12 protein-coding genes and 1 pseudogene are annotated in these 15,552 nt (G+C 71.8%); 10 read left to right on the top strand and 3 right to left on the bottom strand.

Translation table 11 applies throughout. The features are described from left to right. Positions 1 to 53: 53 nt before the first annotated feature. Entirely contained in the window at positions 54 to 3,536 is a 3,483-nt protein-coding gene (locus OJ997_RS05040; RefSeq protein WP_270023951.1) for an OmpA family protein, read from the bottom strand. Positions 3,537 to 3,668: 132 nt separating this feature from the next. After that, the gene (locus OJ997_RS05035) at positions 3,669 to 6,119 is read right to left on the bottom strand and encodes a DUF6351 family protein (protein WP_270023950.1); all 2,451 of its coding nucleotides are present in this window, start codon (positions 6,117 to 6,119) and stop codon (positions 3,669 to 3,671) included. A gap of 79 nt (positions 6,120 to 6,198) precedes the next feature. On the opposite strand from OJ997_RS05035, the gene OJ997_RS05030 reads away from it, so the two are divergent. The 10 genes and pseudogenes from OJ997_RS05030 to OJ997_RS04990 all read left to right on the top strand — a co-directional run bounded on the left by OJ997_RS05030 (position 6,199) and on the right by OJ997_RS04990 (position 14,978). Beyond that, a complete protein-coding gene (locus tag OJ997_RS05030; RefSeq protein ID WP_270023949.1) occupies positions 6,199 to 6,651 on the top strand; it encodes a MarR family winged helix-turn-helix transcriptional regulator in 453 nt (150 codons plus the stop codon). A 55-nt stretch (positions 6,652 to 6,706) separates the two neighbouring features. Continuing rightward, positions 6,707 to 7,225: pseudogene (locus OJ997_RS38055) on the top strand (ABC transporter ATP-binding protein); the annotation flags it as partial. A gap of 255 nt (positions 7,226 to 7,480) precedes the next feature. Continuing rightward, complete coding sequence (locus tag OJ997_RS38050; protein WP_372517866.1) at positions 7,481 to 8,254, top strand: ABC transporter ATP-binding protein; 774 nt, start codon at positions 7,481 to 7,483, stop codon at positions 8,252 to 8,254. After that, complete coding sequence (locus tag OJ997_RS05020) at positions 8,251 to 9,141, top strand: branched-chain amino acid ABC transporter permease (protein WP_270023947.1); 891 nt, start codon at positions 8,251 to 8,253, stop codon at positions 9,139 to 9,141. Before OJ997_RS38050 ends, OJ997_RS05020 begins: the two co-directional genes overlap by 4 nt. Further along, the gene (locus tag OJ997_RS05015) at positions 9,134 to 10,141 is read left to right on the top strand and encodes a branched-chain amino acid ABC transporter permease (RefSeq protein ID WP_270023946.1); all 1,008 of its coding nucleotides are present in this window, start codon (positions 9,134 to 9,136) and stop codon (positions 10,139 to 10,141) included. The genes OJ997_RS05020 and OJ997_RS05015 overlap by 8 nt, the downstream gene beginning before the upstream one ends. After that, positions 10,138 to 11,394 carry an ABC transporter substrate-binding protein gene (locus tag OJ997_RS05010; protein ID WP_270023945.1) on the top strand — a complete coding sequence of 419 codons (1,257 nt, stop codon included), beginning with the start codon at positions 10,138 to 10,140 and terminating at the stop codon, positions 11,392 to 11,394. The genes OJ997_RS05015 and OJ997_RS05010 overlap by 4 nt, the downstream gene beginning before the upstream one ends. Beyond that, the gene (locus OJ997_RS05005) at positions 11,394 to 11,834 is read left to right on the top strand and encodes a MaoC family dehydratase (protein WP_270023944.1); all 441 of its coding nucleotides are present in this window, start codon (positions 11,394 to 11,396) and stop codon (positions 11,832 to 11,834) included. The genes OJ997_RS05010 and OJ997_RS05005 overlap by 1 nt, the downstream gene beginning before the upstream one ends. Then, complete coding sequence (locus tag OJ997_RS05000; RefSeq protein ID WP_270023943.1) at positions 11,831 to 12,697, top strand: SDR family oxidoreductase; 867 nt, start codon at positions 11,831 to 11,833, stop codon at positions 12,695 to 12,697. Before OJ997_RS05005 ends, OJ997_RS05000 begins: the two co-directional genes overlap by 4 nt. After that, entirely contained in the window at positions 12,694 to 13,554 is an 861-nt protein-coding gene (locus OJ997_RS04995; RefSeq protein ID WP_270023942.1) for an amidohydrolase family protein, read from the top strand. The genes OJ997_RS05000 and OJ997_RS04995 overlap by 4 nt, the downstream gene beginning before the upstream one ends. After that, positions 13,551 to 14,978 carry a class I adenylate-forming enzyme family protein gene (locus OJ997_RS04990; RefSeq protein ID WP_270023941.1) on the top strand — a complete coding sequence of 476 codons (1,428 nt, stop codon included), beginning with the start codon at positions 13,551 to 13,553 and terminating at the stop codon, positions 14,976 to 14,978. Before OJ997_RS04995 ends, OJ997_RS04990 begins: the two co-directional genes overlap by 4 nt. Here the strand turns inward: OJ997_RS04990 and OJ997_RS04985 are convergent. Beyond that, positions 14,975 to 15,490 carry a TetR/AcrR family transcriptional regulator gene (locus tag OJ997_RS04985; protein ID WP_270023940.1) on the bottom strand — a complete coding sequence of 172 codons (516 nt, stop codon included), beginning with the start codon at positions 15,488 to 15,490 and terminating at the stop codon, positions 14,975 to 14,977. The genes OJ997_RS04990 and OJ997_RS04985 overlap by 4 nt on opposite strands. Positions 15,491 to 15,552 lie beyond the last annotated feature (62 nt).

Raw genomic sequence — 15,552 nt, 5'->3', positions numbered from 1 at the left:
GCCCCTGAAGTCGTCGCGGGCCACGGGTCCGCGACGACGGCAGGAGGTCGGGGCTAGCGGTCGATTCGGAGCTCCACGCGGCGATTCTGCGCGCGGCCCGCGGCCGTGGCGTTGCTGGCCTTCGGCTGCGTGGCGCCGGCCGAGACCAGCGTCGCCTTGGCCTTCACGCCGTGCGCGCGCAGGTACGCGGCCACCACGCGGGCGCGGCGCTGTCCGAGCCGCTCGAGGTAGTCGGCGTCGTCGGACGAGGCGTCGGTGTTGCCGACGACACGGATCGCGACGGCGGTGCCCTTGACCTGCTTGGCGAGCCGGTTCAGCTGCCGCTTGGCGCCCGTCGTCAGCGTCGCGCGGTTGACGGCGAAGCCGCCGATCGTGGCGGTGACGCGCTGGCGGACCAGCGTCGCGACGCCGGTCGCCTCGAGCTGCTCGCCCTTGACCGGCGTGCCCGTGATCTTGACCGAGACCTTCAGGCCCCGCGGCGACTTGCGCATCAGCGCGCGGCCGGTGGCGTTGAGGGCCACGTCGACCTCGAGCTTCTTCGCGCCGTCCGCGTTGCGGTACGTGCCGGTGCCGATCAGCACCGGCTTGGCCGCGGCGGCGTGCGCGATCGAGGCCGTCCCGCCGGCGACCGTGAACAGGTCGACGCGGCAGGAGGTCAACACGGTGCCCGTGATCGAGCAGCCGACGGCGACGCCCTGGTCCTTGACCGCGATCGTCGCGCCCGAGCTCGTGCCGGAGGCGGTGTCGCCGATCACGGCGGTGAGCTTCGGCTTGGTCGGCGTCGCGGTCGGGGTCGGGGTGGCCGTGGCGGTCGGCGTGGGCGTCGCCACCGGCGGCTCGACGACCGGGGTCGTGGGCTCGTCGAGGAACGCGGTGAAGGCGTCCTCGGCGGCCGGGCTCGTGTTGCCGGCCGCGTCGACCTGGCGCACGCGGAACGTGTGGGCGCCGCTCGTGTAGCCGCTCACGTTCGATGGTGACGTGCAGGCGGTCCAGTCGCCGGCGTCGAGCCGGCACTCGAAGCTCGCCCCCTCCTCGCCCGTGAACTGGTACTCGGCCGTGCGCTTGTACACGGCGTCGTGGGAGCCGATGATCAGCGGCGCGGCCGGCGCCGTCGTGTCCAGCGCCCACGTGTACGCGCTGAAGAGCCCGGTGTTGCCGGCCGCGTCGACCTGGCGCACGCGGAACGAGTGCACGCCCTCGCCGCTGACGGGGAACGTCGAGCCCGACACGCACGCGGTGAACGTGCCGTTGTCGAGCGAGCACTCGTACGTGCCGCCGCCCTCGGCGCCCGTCCACGCGAACGTCGGGGCGGCCTCGTTCGAGGTCACGGGCGGCTTGGTGGTGATCGCCGGAGCCGTCGGAACGGTCGTGTCGTGCGTCCAGGTGTGCTCGGCCGGGGTCCCGGCGTTGCCCAGGCCGTCGACCTGGCGGACCTTGAAGCTGTGGGCGCCCTCCCCGGTGATCGGGAACGTAGAGCCCGAGGTGCAGGTGGTGAAGGTGCCGCTGTCGACCGCGCACTCGTACGTGCCGCCGCCCTCGGCGCCGGTCCAGGCGAACGTCGGCGCGGTCGTGCGCGAGCTCGTACCGGGGTCGGTCGTGATGGTGGGCGCCGCGGGACCGGTCGAGTCCAGCGACCACTCGTGGTCGGCCGCCGTGCCCGCGTTGCCCGCGGCGTCGACCTGGCGGACCTTGAAGCTGTGCGCTCCCTGCCCGGTGAGCGGGAACGTCGAGCCCGAGATGCACGCGCTGTACGCGCCGCTGTCGATCGCGCACTCGTACGTGCCGCCGGCTTCGGCGCCGGTCCAGGCGAACGTCGGCGCGGTGGCGCTGGAGAGCGTGCCCGGCTTGGTGGTGATGGTCGGCGCCGCGGGTGCGGTGAGGTCGACGGTCCAGCTCACGGTCTCCGCGTCGGAGCGGTTACCGGCCGTGTCGACCTGGCGGATCGAGAGGCTCTTGTCGCCCTCGGACAGGTTGGACATGGTCACCGGCGACGCGCAGGCGATCCAGGAGCCCGCGCCGAGCCGGCATTCGAAGCTGCCGCCCGCTTCGGCGCCGGTGTAGGCGACGGTCGCGCTCGTCTGCTTGGTGCGCGTGGCCGGCCGGGTCGTGACGGTCGGCGTGCCCGGCGCGGACGTGTCGAGCGTCCACGTGTACTCGGCGGGATCGCCGGCGTTGCTGGACGCGTCGATCTGGCGGACGCGGAAGGAGTGCGAGCCGTCGCCCGTCACCGCGAAGGTCGAGCCCGAGGTGCAGAGGGCGAACGCGGCGTTGTCGAGCGAGCACCGGTACGTGCCGCCGGCCTCGGCGCCGGTCCACGTGAACGTGGGGGAGGCGACGTTGGAGCGGCTGCTCGGCTTGGTCCCGATCGTGGGCACGCCCGGCGCGGTGGTGTCGGGCGCGACGATCGCCTCCGTGATGAGCGAGGCGTCGGTGTCGGTGCCCGCGCCGTTGGTCACGGTGCGGATGACGCGGAAGCGCTTGCCGACGTCGCCCGCGGTCACGGCGTAGCCGGCGCTGGTCTGCCCGCTCACGTTCGTGCAGGTGCCGTTGAGGTCCCACTGGTCGACGTCGACGCACGTCTGCCACTGCCACGTCGTGATGACGGGCGCGGTCGGCGTGTCGTACATCTCGTTCAGGTAGAGCGTGCTCCCGACCTCGGTCGCGCTGCTGATGTCGCCCTGCGCGAGGTTCGGGATCATCGCCGGCTGCCACGACAGGCCCTTGAAGTTCATGCCGGACGCGAGCTTGGTGTTCGGCACGACGGTCGTCGTGTTGGCGATCAGGTCGCGGATGTAGATCGACCAGGTGCCGTCGCCGGCGCGGTTGGAGGCGAACGCGACCTTCTTGCCGTCGGGCGAGATCGTCGTGAGGTTCTCGTGGGAGCTGTTCGTGTTGCCCTCGACCTTGGTCCCCGGGCTGTCCTGGCCGTCCGCGCGGACGAGGACCGCGTCGTAGCTGGGACCCGACTCCTCGAGGCCGAAGCCCGTGTAGGCGACCTTCGTGCCGTCACGCGAGATCGTGGAGTGCAGGGGATAGACCCCGTCGAAGATGACGGACCAGTTCGCGGTGGCGTGGTTCGTGGCCACCGGGTCCGGGAAGCGCAGGGCGCCCTCGCCGTCCTTCGTGATCAGGAGCTGGTCGTCGTTGGACCAGGCCGTGCCGTCGGACGCGCCGGGGAAGACCTGCGTGGTGGTCCCGTCGGCGGTGGTGTAGATGTTCGCGCCGTTCGCCGTGCTGCCGAACGCGTAGGCGGTCCCGTCCGGGGACATCGACGGCCCGACGATCGCGAACGGCTCGTCGACCTTGGCGATCTGGGTCCGTGTCCACGGGTTGACGTCGAGCAGGTCCTGGCTCGAGTCCGACAGCAGGAGGCGGGTGCCGTCCGCGCTCCACTCGCCGACGGTGCCCCGGACGCCGAGCGGCGCCTGCAGCGCCGTGCTGACGATCGCGTCGTTCGTCCCGTTCTGGAAGATCGTGTGGACGACGCCGTCCTGGGTGGAGTACGCCAGGACGCCGTTGTCCGACTGCTTGTACATCTGCGCAGAGGCGCCGCTGGGAACGGCAAGGGCTGCGGTGAGGACGCCACCGATCGCAGCCGCGGTGATACGCGCTGCGCGGCGCGTCTTCGGGTACGACATGTTCCCCGGTGATCGGCACCGCGGGCCGAACTACGGCGTCACTGTCGTCAGGGTGACGGTGACCGTCCTCGAGTAGGAACCCGTGCGGAGCGGGTCGGTGGGCTTGATCCGCTGCCTGAACGTCACCGCGACGTCCTCGTTGGCGGTCGGCGCGGTCCACGTCGTCTTCGCGAGCTCCACGCGCAGCGGCTCCGGCAACGTGAACGCGCCGTTGGTCAGGTAGCCGGGATCGGAGACGGAGAGCGCAGCGTCACCGGCCGTGCTCGTGACGGTCGCCTTCGTGGTCGCCGTGTAGTCGCGCTCGACGCCGGGGACGAAGGTGCCGAAGCTCGCCGGGGCGAGGCTCAGCGCGAGCGTGGCGGGCACGGTGCCGCCGACCGTCCCGGAAACGAACTCCGACGCGCTCGGCGCAGCGCCGAGCGCGCGGCCGCCCGGTCCGTCCTCGAAGGTGAGCCAGCGCGCCTTCGGCGGCTGCTGCGACACGCCCGGCTTCGCGTGGTCGCACACGCCATCCGGGAACGCGGCCTGCAGCGCCGCCCACTGCTCGTCCGTGAAGCTCACGCCGTAGTCGGCGCGCGCGAGCGGCTTGAGCCGGCACTTGACGATGTCGAGCGTGTACGGGACGCCGGCCGCGAGCCGCGGGTTGCCGTAGGCGGTCCACGTGCCGTTGCAGCTCAGGTCGCCCTGGACGCCGCCGGCCATGAAGCAGGCGTCGCGCGTGGGCTTGACGCCGGTGTCCAGCCACTGGCGCATCGCGTCGAACTGGTTGGGCACGGTCCCGCCCGTGCGCGAGAGCCAGATGACCTGGTTGGCGTGGTCGCCGTTGGAGCGGTCCAGCCGGGCGCGGTACGTGAACGAGTGGAACGCTGGGTGGAAGCCCGTGTCGTCCATCTGCGCGCCGGTGCGGTTGTCGATCTCGGGGAGGCGCGCCGCGCCGGTCGCGCTGTTGATGCGGCCGGTCTCGTAGGCGATCCGGACGGCGTCGGGGTCGGCCACGGTGCGCTGCGCGATGAAGTTCCCGTCGATGTCCATGCCGCCGACCTTCGCGTTGAGGTCGACGAACTGCGCGGGCGTGATCTGCCCGCGTTGCAGCGCGACCAGGCCGTACTGGACGCCGACGTTGTCGACCGCGAGCTTGCCCTTGCCGTTGGGCGCGTCCGGCGTGACGGTGACGCCGAAGATCGCGCGCATGAAGTCGGCGATGCCGCAGCGCTCGCCGGTCGGGTTGCTCACCGGGTGCCAGACCTGCGCGGGCTGCAGGCCGCAGGCGACGTTGCCGGTCGGGACGAGCTCCGTGCGGTCGGCGCCGAAGGCCAGCACCTTCTGGCCGCACAGGTTGTCGGGGTTGGTCGGGTTCGAGCCCCACACGGGCTGCCTGGACGCGGCGGTCGGGAACAGCGCGTTCGGCGGCGCGGCGGCGTGGCCGGGGTTCGAGAGCGGGCTCGTCGGCCAGAAGTAGTGCATCAGCACGCGGCAGTCGAGCGAGCCCTGCACCTGCGTGAAGTGGTCCTCGAACGCCTGGCTCGTCATGAGCCCGTCGAGCAGGCCCGGGTAGTTCTCGGCGAGCAGGTGCTGCTGCATCGTCGCCGCCGAGCCGCCGGTGCCGATCGTGTATCGCAGCGGGCCGTAGCGCTCGACCACGAGCTCCTTGGTCATCATCGCCGCCTCGGCGCTGACCACGTCGTTGCAGTTGTTGGCGTAGATGTTCAGGCTCGAGGTCGCGACCGCGAAGCCGGTGCCCAGCGCCTGGACCTGGCCGAGCACGCCCGCGGGCGCGAGCTGGCGGTGCTCGGTGCCGCACGCGCCGCCGAACGTGTAGAGGAGCTTGCGGCTCCAGGGCTGGTCGGCCGACCACGGGGAGATCGGCTTGGCCGGGTCCACGAGCACGGCCAGCTGGAAGATCCCGCGGTCCACGGTGCCGGTCACGCGCTGGACGACGAACGGCACGGTCCGGCCGCGGTCGGTGGTCGTCGGCTGCACGTCGGCCGGCGGGTCGGCCGGGTCGTAGGCGACGAACTGGTTGGCCGCGTTGCGGTACAGCAGCTCGACCCGCGTGGGCGCGTTGCACTGCGCGTCGGTCGCCGCGCCGAGCGGGGGCGTGGACGCGTTCGGGTTGCAGGCGTAGGGCGTGACCTGCGGGCCGGCGAAGATCGGGCCGCCGATCGGGTGGTTGGTGATCGTGATCCGCTTGCCCGCGCCAGAGGCGTCGCGCACGGTCAGCACGTTCTCGCCCACCTTCAGCCCGGTGACGAGGCCTTCGAGCCGCCCGCTCGGCCGGACCGCGAACGCGCTCGTCACGTCGGCGCCGTCGAGGTCGGCGGTCACCGGGCCGGTGACGCTCGCCGCGACGAGCGCATCACCGCCCGAGATGAGATCCGCCCGGTTGGACAGCACTTCGAGCGAATGGACCCCGCTCGCGTGCGCGGCGCTCGCGCCGCCCAGAACCAGCATCACGGCGACCGCGGACACACGGACGACCATGGCCCTCTCCTCTCCCCAGATGACAGGTGGCCTGAGACTCGGTTTCGACAATACTCCTCGTGTCCAGTACTGTCGCCGCGTGGCTTCGGAACCGCGCGTCGTCAGCCCCCACGTGGGGTACGTCATCGGTCGTCTGGACCGGGCGATCCGGCGTGAGATCGGCGCGCTTGTCGCGCCGTTCGGGCTGACCGTGCCCAAGTACACGGCGCTCTCGATCCTGCGCGACCGGCCCGGGCTCTCGAACGCCCAGCTCGCCCGCCGCGTGTACGTCACACCGCAGTCCATGGCCGAAGTGCTTAACGCCCTGGAGGCCGACGGCTACATCGTCCGCTCCCCCGCCGCGAACCACGGGCGGGTGCTCGAGGTGTCGCTGTCGGCGCGCGGGAGCGAGGTGCTGGCGGCCTGCGACCGGGCCGTCAACCACATGGAGAACGCGATGCTCGCCGACCTCGACGAGGCCGGCCGCGAGCAGCTCCTGGAAGCGCTCGTGAACGCGGTCTACCGGCTCGGCGCCGGGTTCGGTCCGCGTTGACAGTCATCAGGTAGCCGAATACTCTCCTCGCAGGTCCACCGGCGAGGAGAGAGATGTGGTGGAAGTGGCCGTGACGGCCCCGGCCGTCCTGGACGTGCACGACCTGCGCGTGAGCTACGCGGGCGCGGTGCAGGCGCTGCGAGGCGTCTCGCTGTCCGTGCCCGAGGGCTCGGTGGTCGCCGTGCTCGGCAACAACGGCGCCGGCAAGTCCACGCTGCTGCGCGCGCTCTCCGGGACGCTGCCCGCGCAGAACGGCGCGGTCACCGGCGGCACGATCGCCTTCGCCGGCCGTGAGCAGCCACGCGACGCCGCGGCGATCGCGCGCGGCGGGCTCGTCCAGGTGCCCGAGGGACGGCGCGTGTTCTCCAACCTCACGGTCGAGGAGAACCTGCGCGCCGGCGGGCTGGCCGCGCCCGACAAGGCGGCGCGGGCGGAGGCGCGCGCGTGGGTGGACGAGCTGTTCCCGATCCTGCGCGAGCGGGCGACGCAGCGCGCCGGTCTCCTGAGCGGCGGCGAGCAGCAGATGCTCGCGATCGGCCGCGCGCTGATGGCCTCGCCCAAGGTGCTGCTGCTGGACGAGCCGTCGCTCGGGCTGGCGCCGAAGATCGTCGAGCGCGTCGGCGAGGTCATCCGCGAGATCAACGACCGCGGCGTGACGGTCGTGCTGGTCGAGCAGAACGCGGCGATGGCGCTGTCCGTCGCCGACCACGCGGTCGTGCTCGAGGTCGGCGAGGTCGCGCTGCAGGGCACGGCGGACGAGCTGGCCGAGAGCGAGGCGGTCAAGGAGCGCTACCTCGGCGTGCCGAGGGCGACGAGCACGGCGGAACGGGTGGAGAGCCACGCGCAGCCGCTGGAGGTCGAGGCGCTGTCGGTGCGCTTCGGCGGGCTCGCCGCGCTGAGCGACGTCTCCTTCACCGTCGAGCCCGGCTCCCTGCACGCGCTGATCGGGCCCAACGGCGCGGGCAAGTCGACCTGCCTGAACGTGCTCTCCGGCGTCTACGAGGCCACGGCGGGGTCCGTCCGGTACGGCGGGCGTGAGCTGACCAAGCTCCGCCCGCACCGGATCGCCGCGCTGGGCGTCGCGCGTACGTTCCAGAACATCGCGCTCTCGCCGCGCGTGTCCGTGCTGGACAACCTGCTGGTCGCGCGTCACCGGTTGATGCGCAGCGGCTTTCTGGCCGACGGGCTGCGGCTGCCGGCCGCGCGGCGCGAGCGGGCTGAGCACGAGGCGCGCGTGCGGGAGATCGCGGAGCTGCTCGGCCTCACCGAGCTGGAGCGGCCGGTCGGGACGCTCTCCTACGGCACGCGCAAGCGGGTCGAGCTCGCCCGCGCGCTGTGCGCCGAGCCGGAGCTGCTGCTGCTCGACGAGCCCGTCGCCGGGATGGTCCGCGACGAGTCGGCGGCGATGGCCGAAGCAATCACCCGCTCGCGCGCGGAGCTCGGCATCTCCGTCCTGCTCGTCGAGCACGACATGACGTTCGTGATGGGGATGGCCGACCGGGTCACGGTGCTGGACTTCGGCAAGCGGATCGCCGACGGCACGCCCGCGGAGGTCCAGCGCGACGCGGAGGTGCTGCGCGCGTACCTGGGAGGCGCGGCGTGAACCAGTTCGTGACGCTGCTGGTCGGCGGGCTGTTCCTCGGCGCGATCTACTCGCTCGTGGCGCTCGGCTTCGTGACCGTCTTCAAGGCCACGCACGTGATCAACTTCGCGCAGGGGTCCGTGCTGCTGCTGGGCGCGTACGTGATCGCCCGGCTGCACGAGTCGCTCGGGTTCTGGCCGGCGGTGGCGGTCGGGCTGCTGGCCGCCGCGGCGTGCTCGGTGCTCATCGACGTCGTCCTGATCCGCCGCATCCGCCGCGCCGACCTCGGCACGCTGGCGATCCTCACGCTCGGCGTGGACATCCTGCTCGCGACCGAGCTCTCGCGCCGGATCGGGACCGACGTGCTGAACATCGGCGCGCCGTGGGGCAACCACGTGACCGAGCTCTTCGGCATCCGCGTGGCCACCTCGCGCGTGGTCGCAGGATGCGTGGCGGCGGTGCTCGTCGCCGGGTTCTGGGCGGCGTTCAAGTTCACGGACTGGGGGATCGCCATGCGCTCCGCGGCCGAGGACGGCGAGACGGCGTCGCTGATGGGCATCAGGCTGAACCGCGTGGCCGCCGCGGCGTGGGCGCTGGCGGGCGCGCTGGCGGCGGTCGGCGGACTGTTCCTGACGAGCTTCCCCGCCGCGGGCGTGACCGGCGGCGTCGGCGTGCTCGCGCTGGCGTGCATCCCGGCGGTCGTGCTCGGCGGATTCGACTCGCCGGGCGGCGCGGTGATCGGCGGGCTGATCATCGGCGTCGTCTCCGTGCTCACCGCGGGCTACCAGGAGGAGCTGTCGTTCCTCGGCCGTGGGCTCGGCGGCGTGGCGCCGTTCGCGGTGATGCTGCTCGTGCTGCTGATCCGCCCGTCCGGGTTGTTCGGGACGCGGGAGCTGACCCGTGTCTAGGCGCCTGGCGATCTACGCCGTCGTCATCGTCGCGCTGGCGGCGGTGCCGATCTGGTTCGAGAGCTTCTGGCTGCAGACGGGCCTCTTCGCGATGGCGGCGATCATCGCCGCGATCGGGCTGACGATCCTGGTCGGCATCGCGGGCCAGCTGTCGCTCGCGCACGCGTTCTTCGTCGCGGTCGGCGCTTACGGCTACGCGTACCTGGCGGACAAGATCCCGCCGCTGCTCGCGGTCGTCGCGGCGGTGCTGCTCGCGGGCCTGGCGGGCGCGCTGTTCTCACCGATCGCCGGCCGCGTGCGCGGGATCTACCTCGGGCTGGCCTCGCTCGGGCTCGTGTTCCTCGGCCAGCACATCCTCCAGAACGCGACCGGCATCACCGGCGGCTACCGCGGGATCGCCGTGCCGCCGTTCTCCGTCCTCGGCTTCGAGTTCACGGGCGCGGACGGGATGGTCGTGCTCGGCGTGCCGTACGGGCCGCTCGAGAAGCTCTGGTACCTCGGGCTCGTGCTGGTGGCCGTGTCGCTCTGGTACGGACGCAACCTCGTGCGCTCGCGTCCGGGACGGGCGCTCGCCACGGTCCGCGACAGCGAGGTCGCGGCCGCCACCAACGGCATCGACGTCGTCCGCTACAAGGCGGCGGCGTTCACGGTGTCCTCGATGTACGCCGGGCTCGGCGGCGTGCTGATGGCGCTCGCGTTCGGGCGCATCGTGCCGGAGTCGTTCGGCTTCCTGCTGTCCGTCGACTTCCTCGTGATGGTCGTGATCGGCGGCGCGGGCTCGGTCGGCGGCGCCGCGGCGGGCGCGGTGTTCGTCACCGCGCTCCCGTTGATCCTCAATCACTACAGCGGCTCGCTGCCGCTGCTCGCTGAACCCGGCTCGGGCGGCGTGGGCGCCGCCGAGCTCAGCCGGTTGCTGTACGGCGCGGCGATCGTCGCCGTCCTGCTGTTCGCCCGTGACGGGCTCGCCGGGCTCGTCCACCGAAAGGAGAGGGTTGTATGAGGCGTCTCGGACTGGTCGCGGTGGTGCTCGCGTTCGCGGTGGCGGCGTGCGGCAAGGGCGGGGCGGACGAGAGTGCGGGCGGCGAGGCGGCCGGTGGGGAGGCTGCAGTCAAGACGGGTCCGGGGACGACGGCGGACACGATCACGCTCGGCTATCTCCCCGACCTCAGCGGCGTGTTCGCGCCCAACGGGAAGGCGATGATGGAGGGCGCGAACCTCTATTGGGACGCCAAGAACGAGGCGGGCGGGATCTGCGGGCGCCAGATCAAGGTCTCCGTCCAGGACACGGGCTACGACCCGCAGAAGGCCGTCGCCGCCTATCAGCAGCTGAGCGGCGACGTGGTCGGGCTCGGCCTGGTGCTCGGCTCCTCGATCGTCAGCGCACTGCTGCCCAACGTCCAGCAGGAGGGCATGTTCCTGAACTTCGCCGGCTGGACGTCGGACATCCTCCCGAACGAGAACGTCGCGATCGCGGGCACGACCTACGACATCGAGGCCATCAACGCCGTCGACTTCCTCCTCACCCAGAAGGGCCTGAAGGAGGGCGACACCGTCGGCCACCTGTACTTCGAGGGCGACTACGGGGAGAACGCGCTCAAGGGCTCCAAGTTCGCCGCGGACAAGCACGGGCTCAAGCTCGTCGAGCAGAAGATCACGCCGGCCGACCAGGACATGACGGGCCAGGTCTCGGCGTTCAAGAAGGCGGGCGTGAAGGCGATCCTGTTCAGCGCCGCGCCGCCGCAGGCCGCTTCGCTGGCCGGCCTGGCCGCGTCGCAGAAGCTGGACGTGCCGATCGTCGCCAACGGCCCGGGCTGGACGCCGCAGCTGCTCACCACACCGGCCGCCGACGCGCTGGCCGCGAACTACCACGTGGTCTCCTCGATGGCGCCGCTGTCGGTGCAGAGCGAGGGCGTCACGAAGTTCCTGAGCGAGTACGAGGCCAAGTTCCCCGAGGGCACACCGTCCTCGAACGGCTCGCTGTACGCGTACGCGGGGGCGCAGATCGCGGACGCCGCGCTGACCAAGGCGTGCGAGAACAAGGACCTCACGCGCAAGGGCGTGCTGGACGCGCTGCACTCGCTCACGGCGCTGGACACCGGCGGCGTGGTCGCGGGAACGCTGGACTTCAGCGACCCGGCCTCGCCTCCCGGCAACCTCGTGTACATCGCGAAGGTGAGCAAGGAAGCGCCGGGCGGGCTGGAGGCGCTGGGCGAGCCGTCGCAGGCCGCCGACGCCGAGGGCTACTCGTTCTGATGCCGACGTTGGAAGAGCTGCCCGGCCTGGCCGGGCAGCGCCTCGGGCCGACGGACTGGCAGCCGATGACGCAGGAGCGCGTCAACGAGTTCGCCGACGTCACCGAGGACCACAACTACATCCACGTCGATCCCGAGCGGGCCGCGGCGTCCCCGTTCGGCGGGACGATCGCGCACGGCTACCTGAGCGTCGCACTGCTCGCGCCGATCTCGCAGGAGCTGCTTGACGTCTCGGGGGCGACGGGCGTGAACTACGGGATGGACCGCCTGCGGTTCCCGGCGCCGCTGCCCGTGGGCGCCGCGTTTCGCGGCGTCGGTGAGGTGACCGAGGTGGAGGAGGTGCGGGGAGGCATGCAGGTGAAGGTGACGCTCACGCTGGAGGTCCGCGACCAGGAGCGCCCGGCGCTCGTCGCCGACTGCCTGTTCCGGTACTACGCATGAGGCTGGACGGGAAGGTTGCGGTCGTCACCGGCGCGGGGCGCGGGCTGGGGCGCGCGTACGCGGAGGCGCTGGCGGCGGCGGGGGCTTCGGTCGTGGTCAACGACGTGGCCGGCGCCGAGGAGGTGGCCGCGGCCGTAGGGGGCGTGGCGCATTCGGGCGCGGTCGGGTCGGCGGAGACCGCGGAGTCGCTCGTCGAGACGGCGGTGTCGGCGTTCGGCCGGCTCGACGTGATGGTCACCAACGCCGGCGTGCTGCGCGACAAGGTGCTGTGGAAGATGACCGACGAGGACTTCGACCTCGTCGTGGAGACGCACCTGCGCGGGACCTTCACGTGCGCGCGGGCGGCGGCGGTGCGGCTGCGCGAGCAGGGCTCGGGTGGGCGGATCATCGTGGTGGGGTCGCCCGCCGGGCAGTACGGCAACTTCGGGCAGACGAACTACGCGGCGGCCAAGGCGGGGGTCGTCGCGTTCGCGCGGACGTGGGCGATGGAGCTGGGTCGTGCGGGCGTGACGGTCAACGCGGTGGTGCCGACGGCGTGGACGGCGATGACCGAGACGATCCCGCTGTACGCGCCGCTGGTCGGGCGGGACGAGTTCCCGCGCGAGGTGCGGCAGGAGCATGCGCTGGGGCCGGCGTCGGACTGCGCGCCGCTGGTCGTCTACCTGGCTTCGGAGGCTTCCTCGGGGGTGACCGGGCAGGCGCTCGGGATCGGCGGCGACCGGCTCTCTTTGTACTCGCACCCCGCCGAGGTGGCGTTCTCGCTGCGCGAAGGCGGGTGGACCGCGGACGCGATCGCCGATGCGGTGCGGTCGTTCGAGCCGCAGCCGTTCGGGGTGCGCCTGCCGGAGCTGGATCTGTCGTGAACGTCGACGAGCTGGTCGCGATCGATGTGCACACCCACGCGGAGCGCAACGACGGCGAGCCGCAGGACCCGGTGACCGCGGAAGTGCTGGAGGCGGCGGGCAAGTACTTCGGGGGCTCGCCGCCGCAGCCGACGGCGCAGGAGGTGGCCGACTACTACCGCGAGCGGCGCATGGCGGCGGTGATCTTCACCGTCGACGACGAGGCGGGGATGGGGCGGCGGCGGCTCGGCAACGCGGAGGTGCTGGAGGCGGCCTCGCGCAATCCCGACGTGCTGATCCCGTTCGCGTCGGTCGACCCGCGCAAGGGGAAGCTCGGGGTGCGGGAGGCGCGCGAGTGGATCGAGCGCGGCGCGCGCGGGTTCAAGTTCCACCCGAACACGCAGGCGTTCTGGCCCAACGATCGCGAGTTCTACGCGCTCTACGCGGTGATCGAGGAGGCAGGGCTGATCGCGCTGTTCCACTCCGGCACGACCGGGATCGGGGCGGGGATGCCGGGCGGCGGGGGCGTGCGCCTGAAGTACTCCAACCCGATGGCGGTCGACGACGTCGCGGCCGACTTCCCGGGCCTGAACATCATCCTCGCCCACCCGTCGTTCCCGTGGCAGGACGAGGCGCTCGCGATCGCCGTGCACAAGCCGAACGTCTATATCGACCTCTCGGGCTGGTCGCCGAAGTACTTCCCGGAGAACCTGGTGCGGTACACGAATACGCAGCTGCGGCACAAGATGCTGTTCGGCTCCGACTTCCCGCTGATCACGCCTGACCGCTGGCTCTCGGACTTCGAGAAGCTGGACATCCGCGAGGAGGTGCGCCCGCTGGTGCTGAAGGAGAACGCGGCACGGCTCCTGGGGCTATGAGCGATCTGTCCTGGCCGTTGGCGAGGGCGGCGCGGTTGTTCGCGGGCGAGGTGGCCGTGGTCGACGGCGATCGGTCCGTCACCTATGGCGAGCTGGAGCGTCGCGTGCGCGCGTTGGGCGGGCTCGACGCCGCGCGCGTCGGCTACCTCGGCCCGAACTCACGTGCGCACCTGGAGTGCTGGCTCGGGCTGCCGGCCTTCGGCAAGGTCCTGGTCGACCTCAACTACCGGCTCTCGCTGGACGAGCTCGCGTTCATGGTTCGGGACGCGGGGCTCGAGGCGCTGATCAGCGACGATCCGCGGGCGGCGGAGCTCGGCGTGCCGCTCGTCGACTACGAGGCGCTCGTCACAGGCCCGGAGTGCGCGTTCCCGGGCGTGGCGGAGGATTCGCTCGCGGCGATCTCCTACACCGGCGGGACGACCGGGACGCCCAAGGGCGTGATGCTCTCGCATCGGAACCTGCTCTCGAACGCGCTGCACAACCTGGCGGTGACGGGTCATGCGCGCGAGGATCGGTGGCTCCACGTGTGCCCGATGTTCCATGTGGCGGGCACGTCCAACGTCTTCGCGTGCGTGTGGGTCGGCGCGACGTCCGTGATCCTGCCGCGCTTCGAGCCGGTTTCGGTGCTGGAGACGATCGCTTCGCGCGGGATCACGCACAGCGTCTTCGTCCCCACGATGCTCGCGATGCTGCTCGAGGAGGCTTCGGGCTTCGACGTGTCGTCGCTGCGGCACCTCCAGTACGCCGCGTCGCCGATCTCGCCGGAGCTGCAGCGCCGCGTGCTCGAGTGGCTGCCGGACTGCGACGTCGTCCAGTTCTACGGCATGACCGAGGCGGCGCCGACCGTGACGCGGCTCTCGCACGCGGACCACACCTCGCGGCCGTCCTCGATGGGCCGGGTCGTCCCGGGTGTCCAGGCCGAGGTCCGGGCGGCGCGCGGCGAAGTCGGCGAGCTATGGGTGCGCGGTCCGAACGTGATGCTCGGCTACTGGAACCGGCCCGAGGCGACGGAGGCGGCTCTGGTCGACGGCTGGTACCGCACCGGCGACCTCGCCCGTGAAGACGAGGAGGGCTACTTCTTCATGGTCGACCGCGCCAAGGACATGATCATCACGGGCGGCGAGAACGTGTACTCGGTGGAGGTCGAGGCGGTGCTCTCCCAGCATCCTCGTGTTGACGAGGTCGCGGTCTTCGGCGTCCCGTCGGAGCGCTGGGGTGAGGCCGTCCACGCGGTCGTCGTGGCGCGCGCCGGGGTGTCGGAGGAGGAGCTGATTGCCTGGTGCCGCGAGTCGCTGGGTGGCTTCAAGGTCCCGCGCTCGATCACGTTCTCGGACGAGCCCTTGCCCAAGTCCGGGGCGGGGAAGCTGCTGAAGGCGCGGCTGCGCGAGCCGTTCTGGGAGGGCCGCGAGCGCCGGGTCGGCTAGACGCTCTGGCGGAACGTCTCGATGGCCAGCTCCGCGTCGCCGAGGTGGCCGGCGACGAACGCGCCGTCACGCAGCATCACGAAGCGCCGTGCCGCCTCGTCGGAGCCGAGCGCGTCACGGACGACGCCGAGGTACCACTCGCGGTGCGCCGCGACGGCCCGGCGGACGGGGTGCTCCGGGTCCTCGAACTCCGCGGCGGCGCAGATGAACGCGCAGCCGCGGAACTCGGGCCGCCCGATCTGCCCGCAGACGTCGGCGGTCAGGGCCTCCAGCGTGGGCTCGGGCCGATGGGCCTCGATCGCGTCGTGGGCCGCCTGCAGATAGGCGAGGACGAGGTCGGTCTTGCTCGGGAAGTGGCGGTAGAACGTCGCTCGCGTCACCTTGGCGGCGGACACGATGTGGTCGACGCCGACGCTGTTGATGCCCTCGGAGTAGAAGATCATCGAGGCGGTCCTGAGCAGCCGGTCGCGGGCTTCTGAGTCCTTCGCCTTCGGCAGCGTCGCGATCCGCATGCCTCAACTCTAGCTCAAGAAAGAACGATCGTTCTTGACGTTGGCGGCTCGGCGTGCTTCAC

This window comes from Solirubrobacter phytolaccae, from assembly GCF_027587195.1.
GTDB classification, from domain to species: domain Bacteria; phylum Actinomycetota; class Thermoleophilia; order Solirubrobacterales; family Solirubrobacteraceae; genus Solirubrobacter; species Solirubrobacter phytolaccae.
The sequence above is the reverse complement of the archived record's forward strand: the minus strand, read 5'-3'. Positions and strand labels throughout refer to the sequence as shown.

What these genes read in the sequence shown, in the direction of transcription:
- OJ997_RS05040 (WP_270023951.1), bottom strand. Translation starts at nt 3,536, where the DNA reads ATGTACAAGCAGTCGGACAACGGCGTCCTGGCGTACTCCACCCAGGAC.
- OJ997_RS04985 (WP_270023940.1), bottom strand. Translation starts at nt 15,490, where the DNA reads ATGCGGATCGCGACGCTGCCGAAGGCGAAGGACTCAGAAGCCCGCGAC.
- OJ997_RS05000 (WP_270023943.1), top strand. Translation starts at nt 11,831, where the DNA reads ATGAGGCTGGACGGGAAGGTTGCGGTCGTCACCGGCGCGGGGCGCGGG.
- OJ997_RS04990 (WP_270023941.1), top strand. Translation starts at nt 13,551, where the DNA reads ATGAGCGATCTGTCCTGGCCGTTGGCGAGGGCGGCGCGGTTGTTCGCG.
- OJ997_RS05010 (WP_270023945.1), top strand. Translation starts at nt 10,138, where the DNA reads ATGAGGCGTCTCGGACTGGTCGCGGTGGTGCTCGCGTTCGCGGTGGCG.
- OJ997_RS05035 (WP_270023950.1), bottom strand. Translation starts at nt 6,119, where the DNA reads ATGGTCGTCCGTGTGTCCGCGGTCGCCGTGATGCTGGTTCTGGGCGGC.
- OJ997_RS05005 (WP_270023944.1), top strand. Translation starts at nt 11,394, where the DNA reads ATGCCGACGTTGGAAGAGCTGCCCGGCCTGGCCGGGCAGCGCCTCGGG.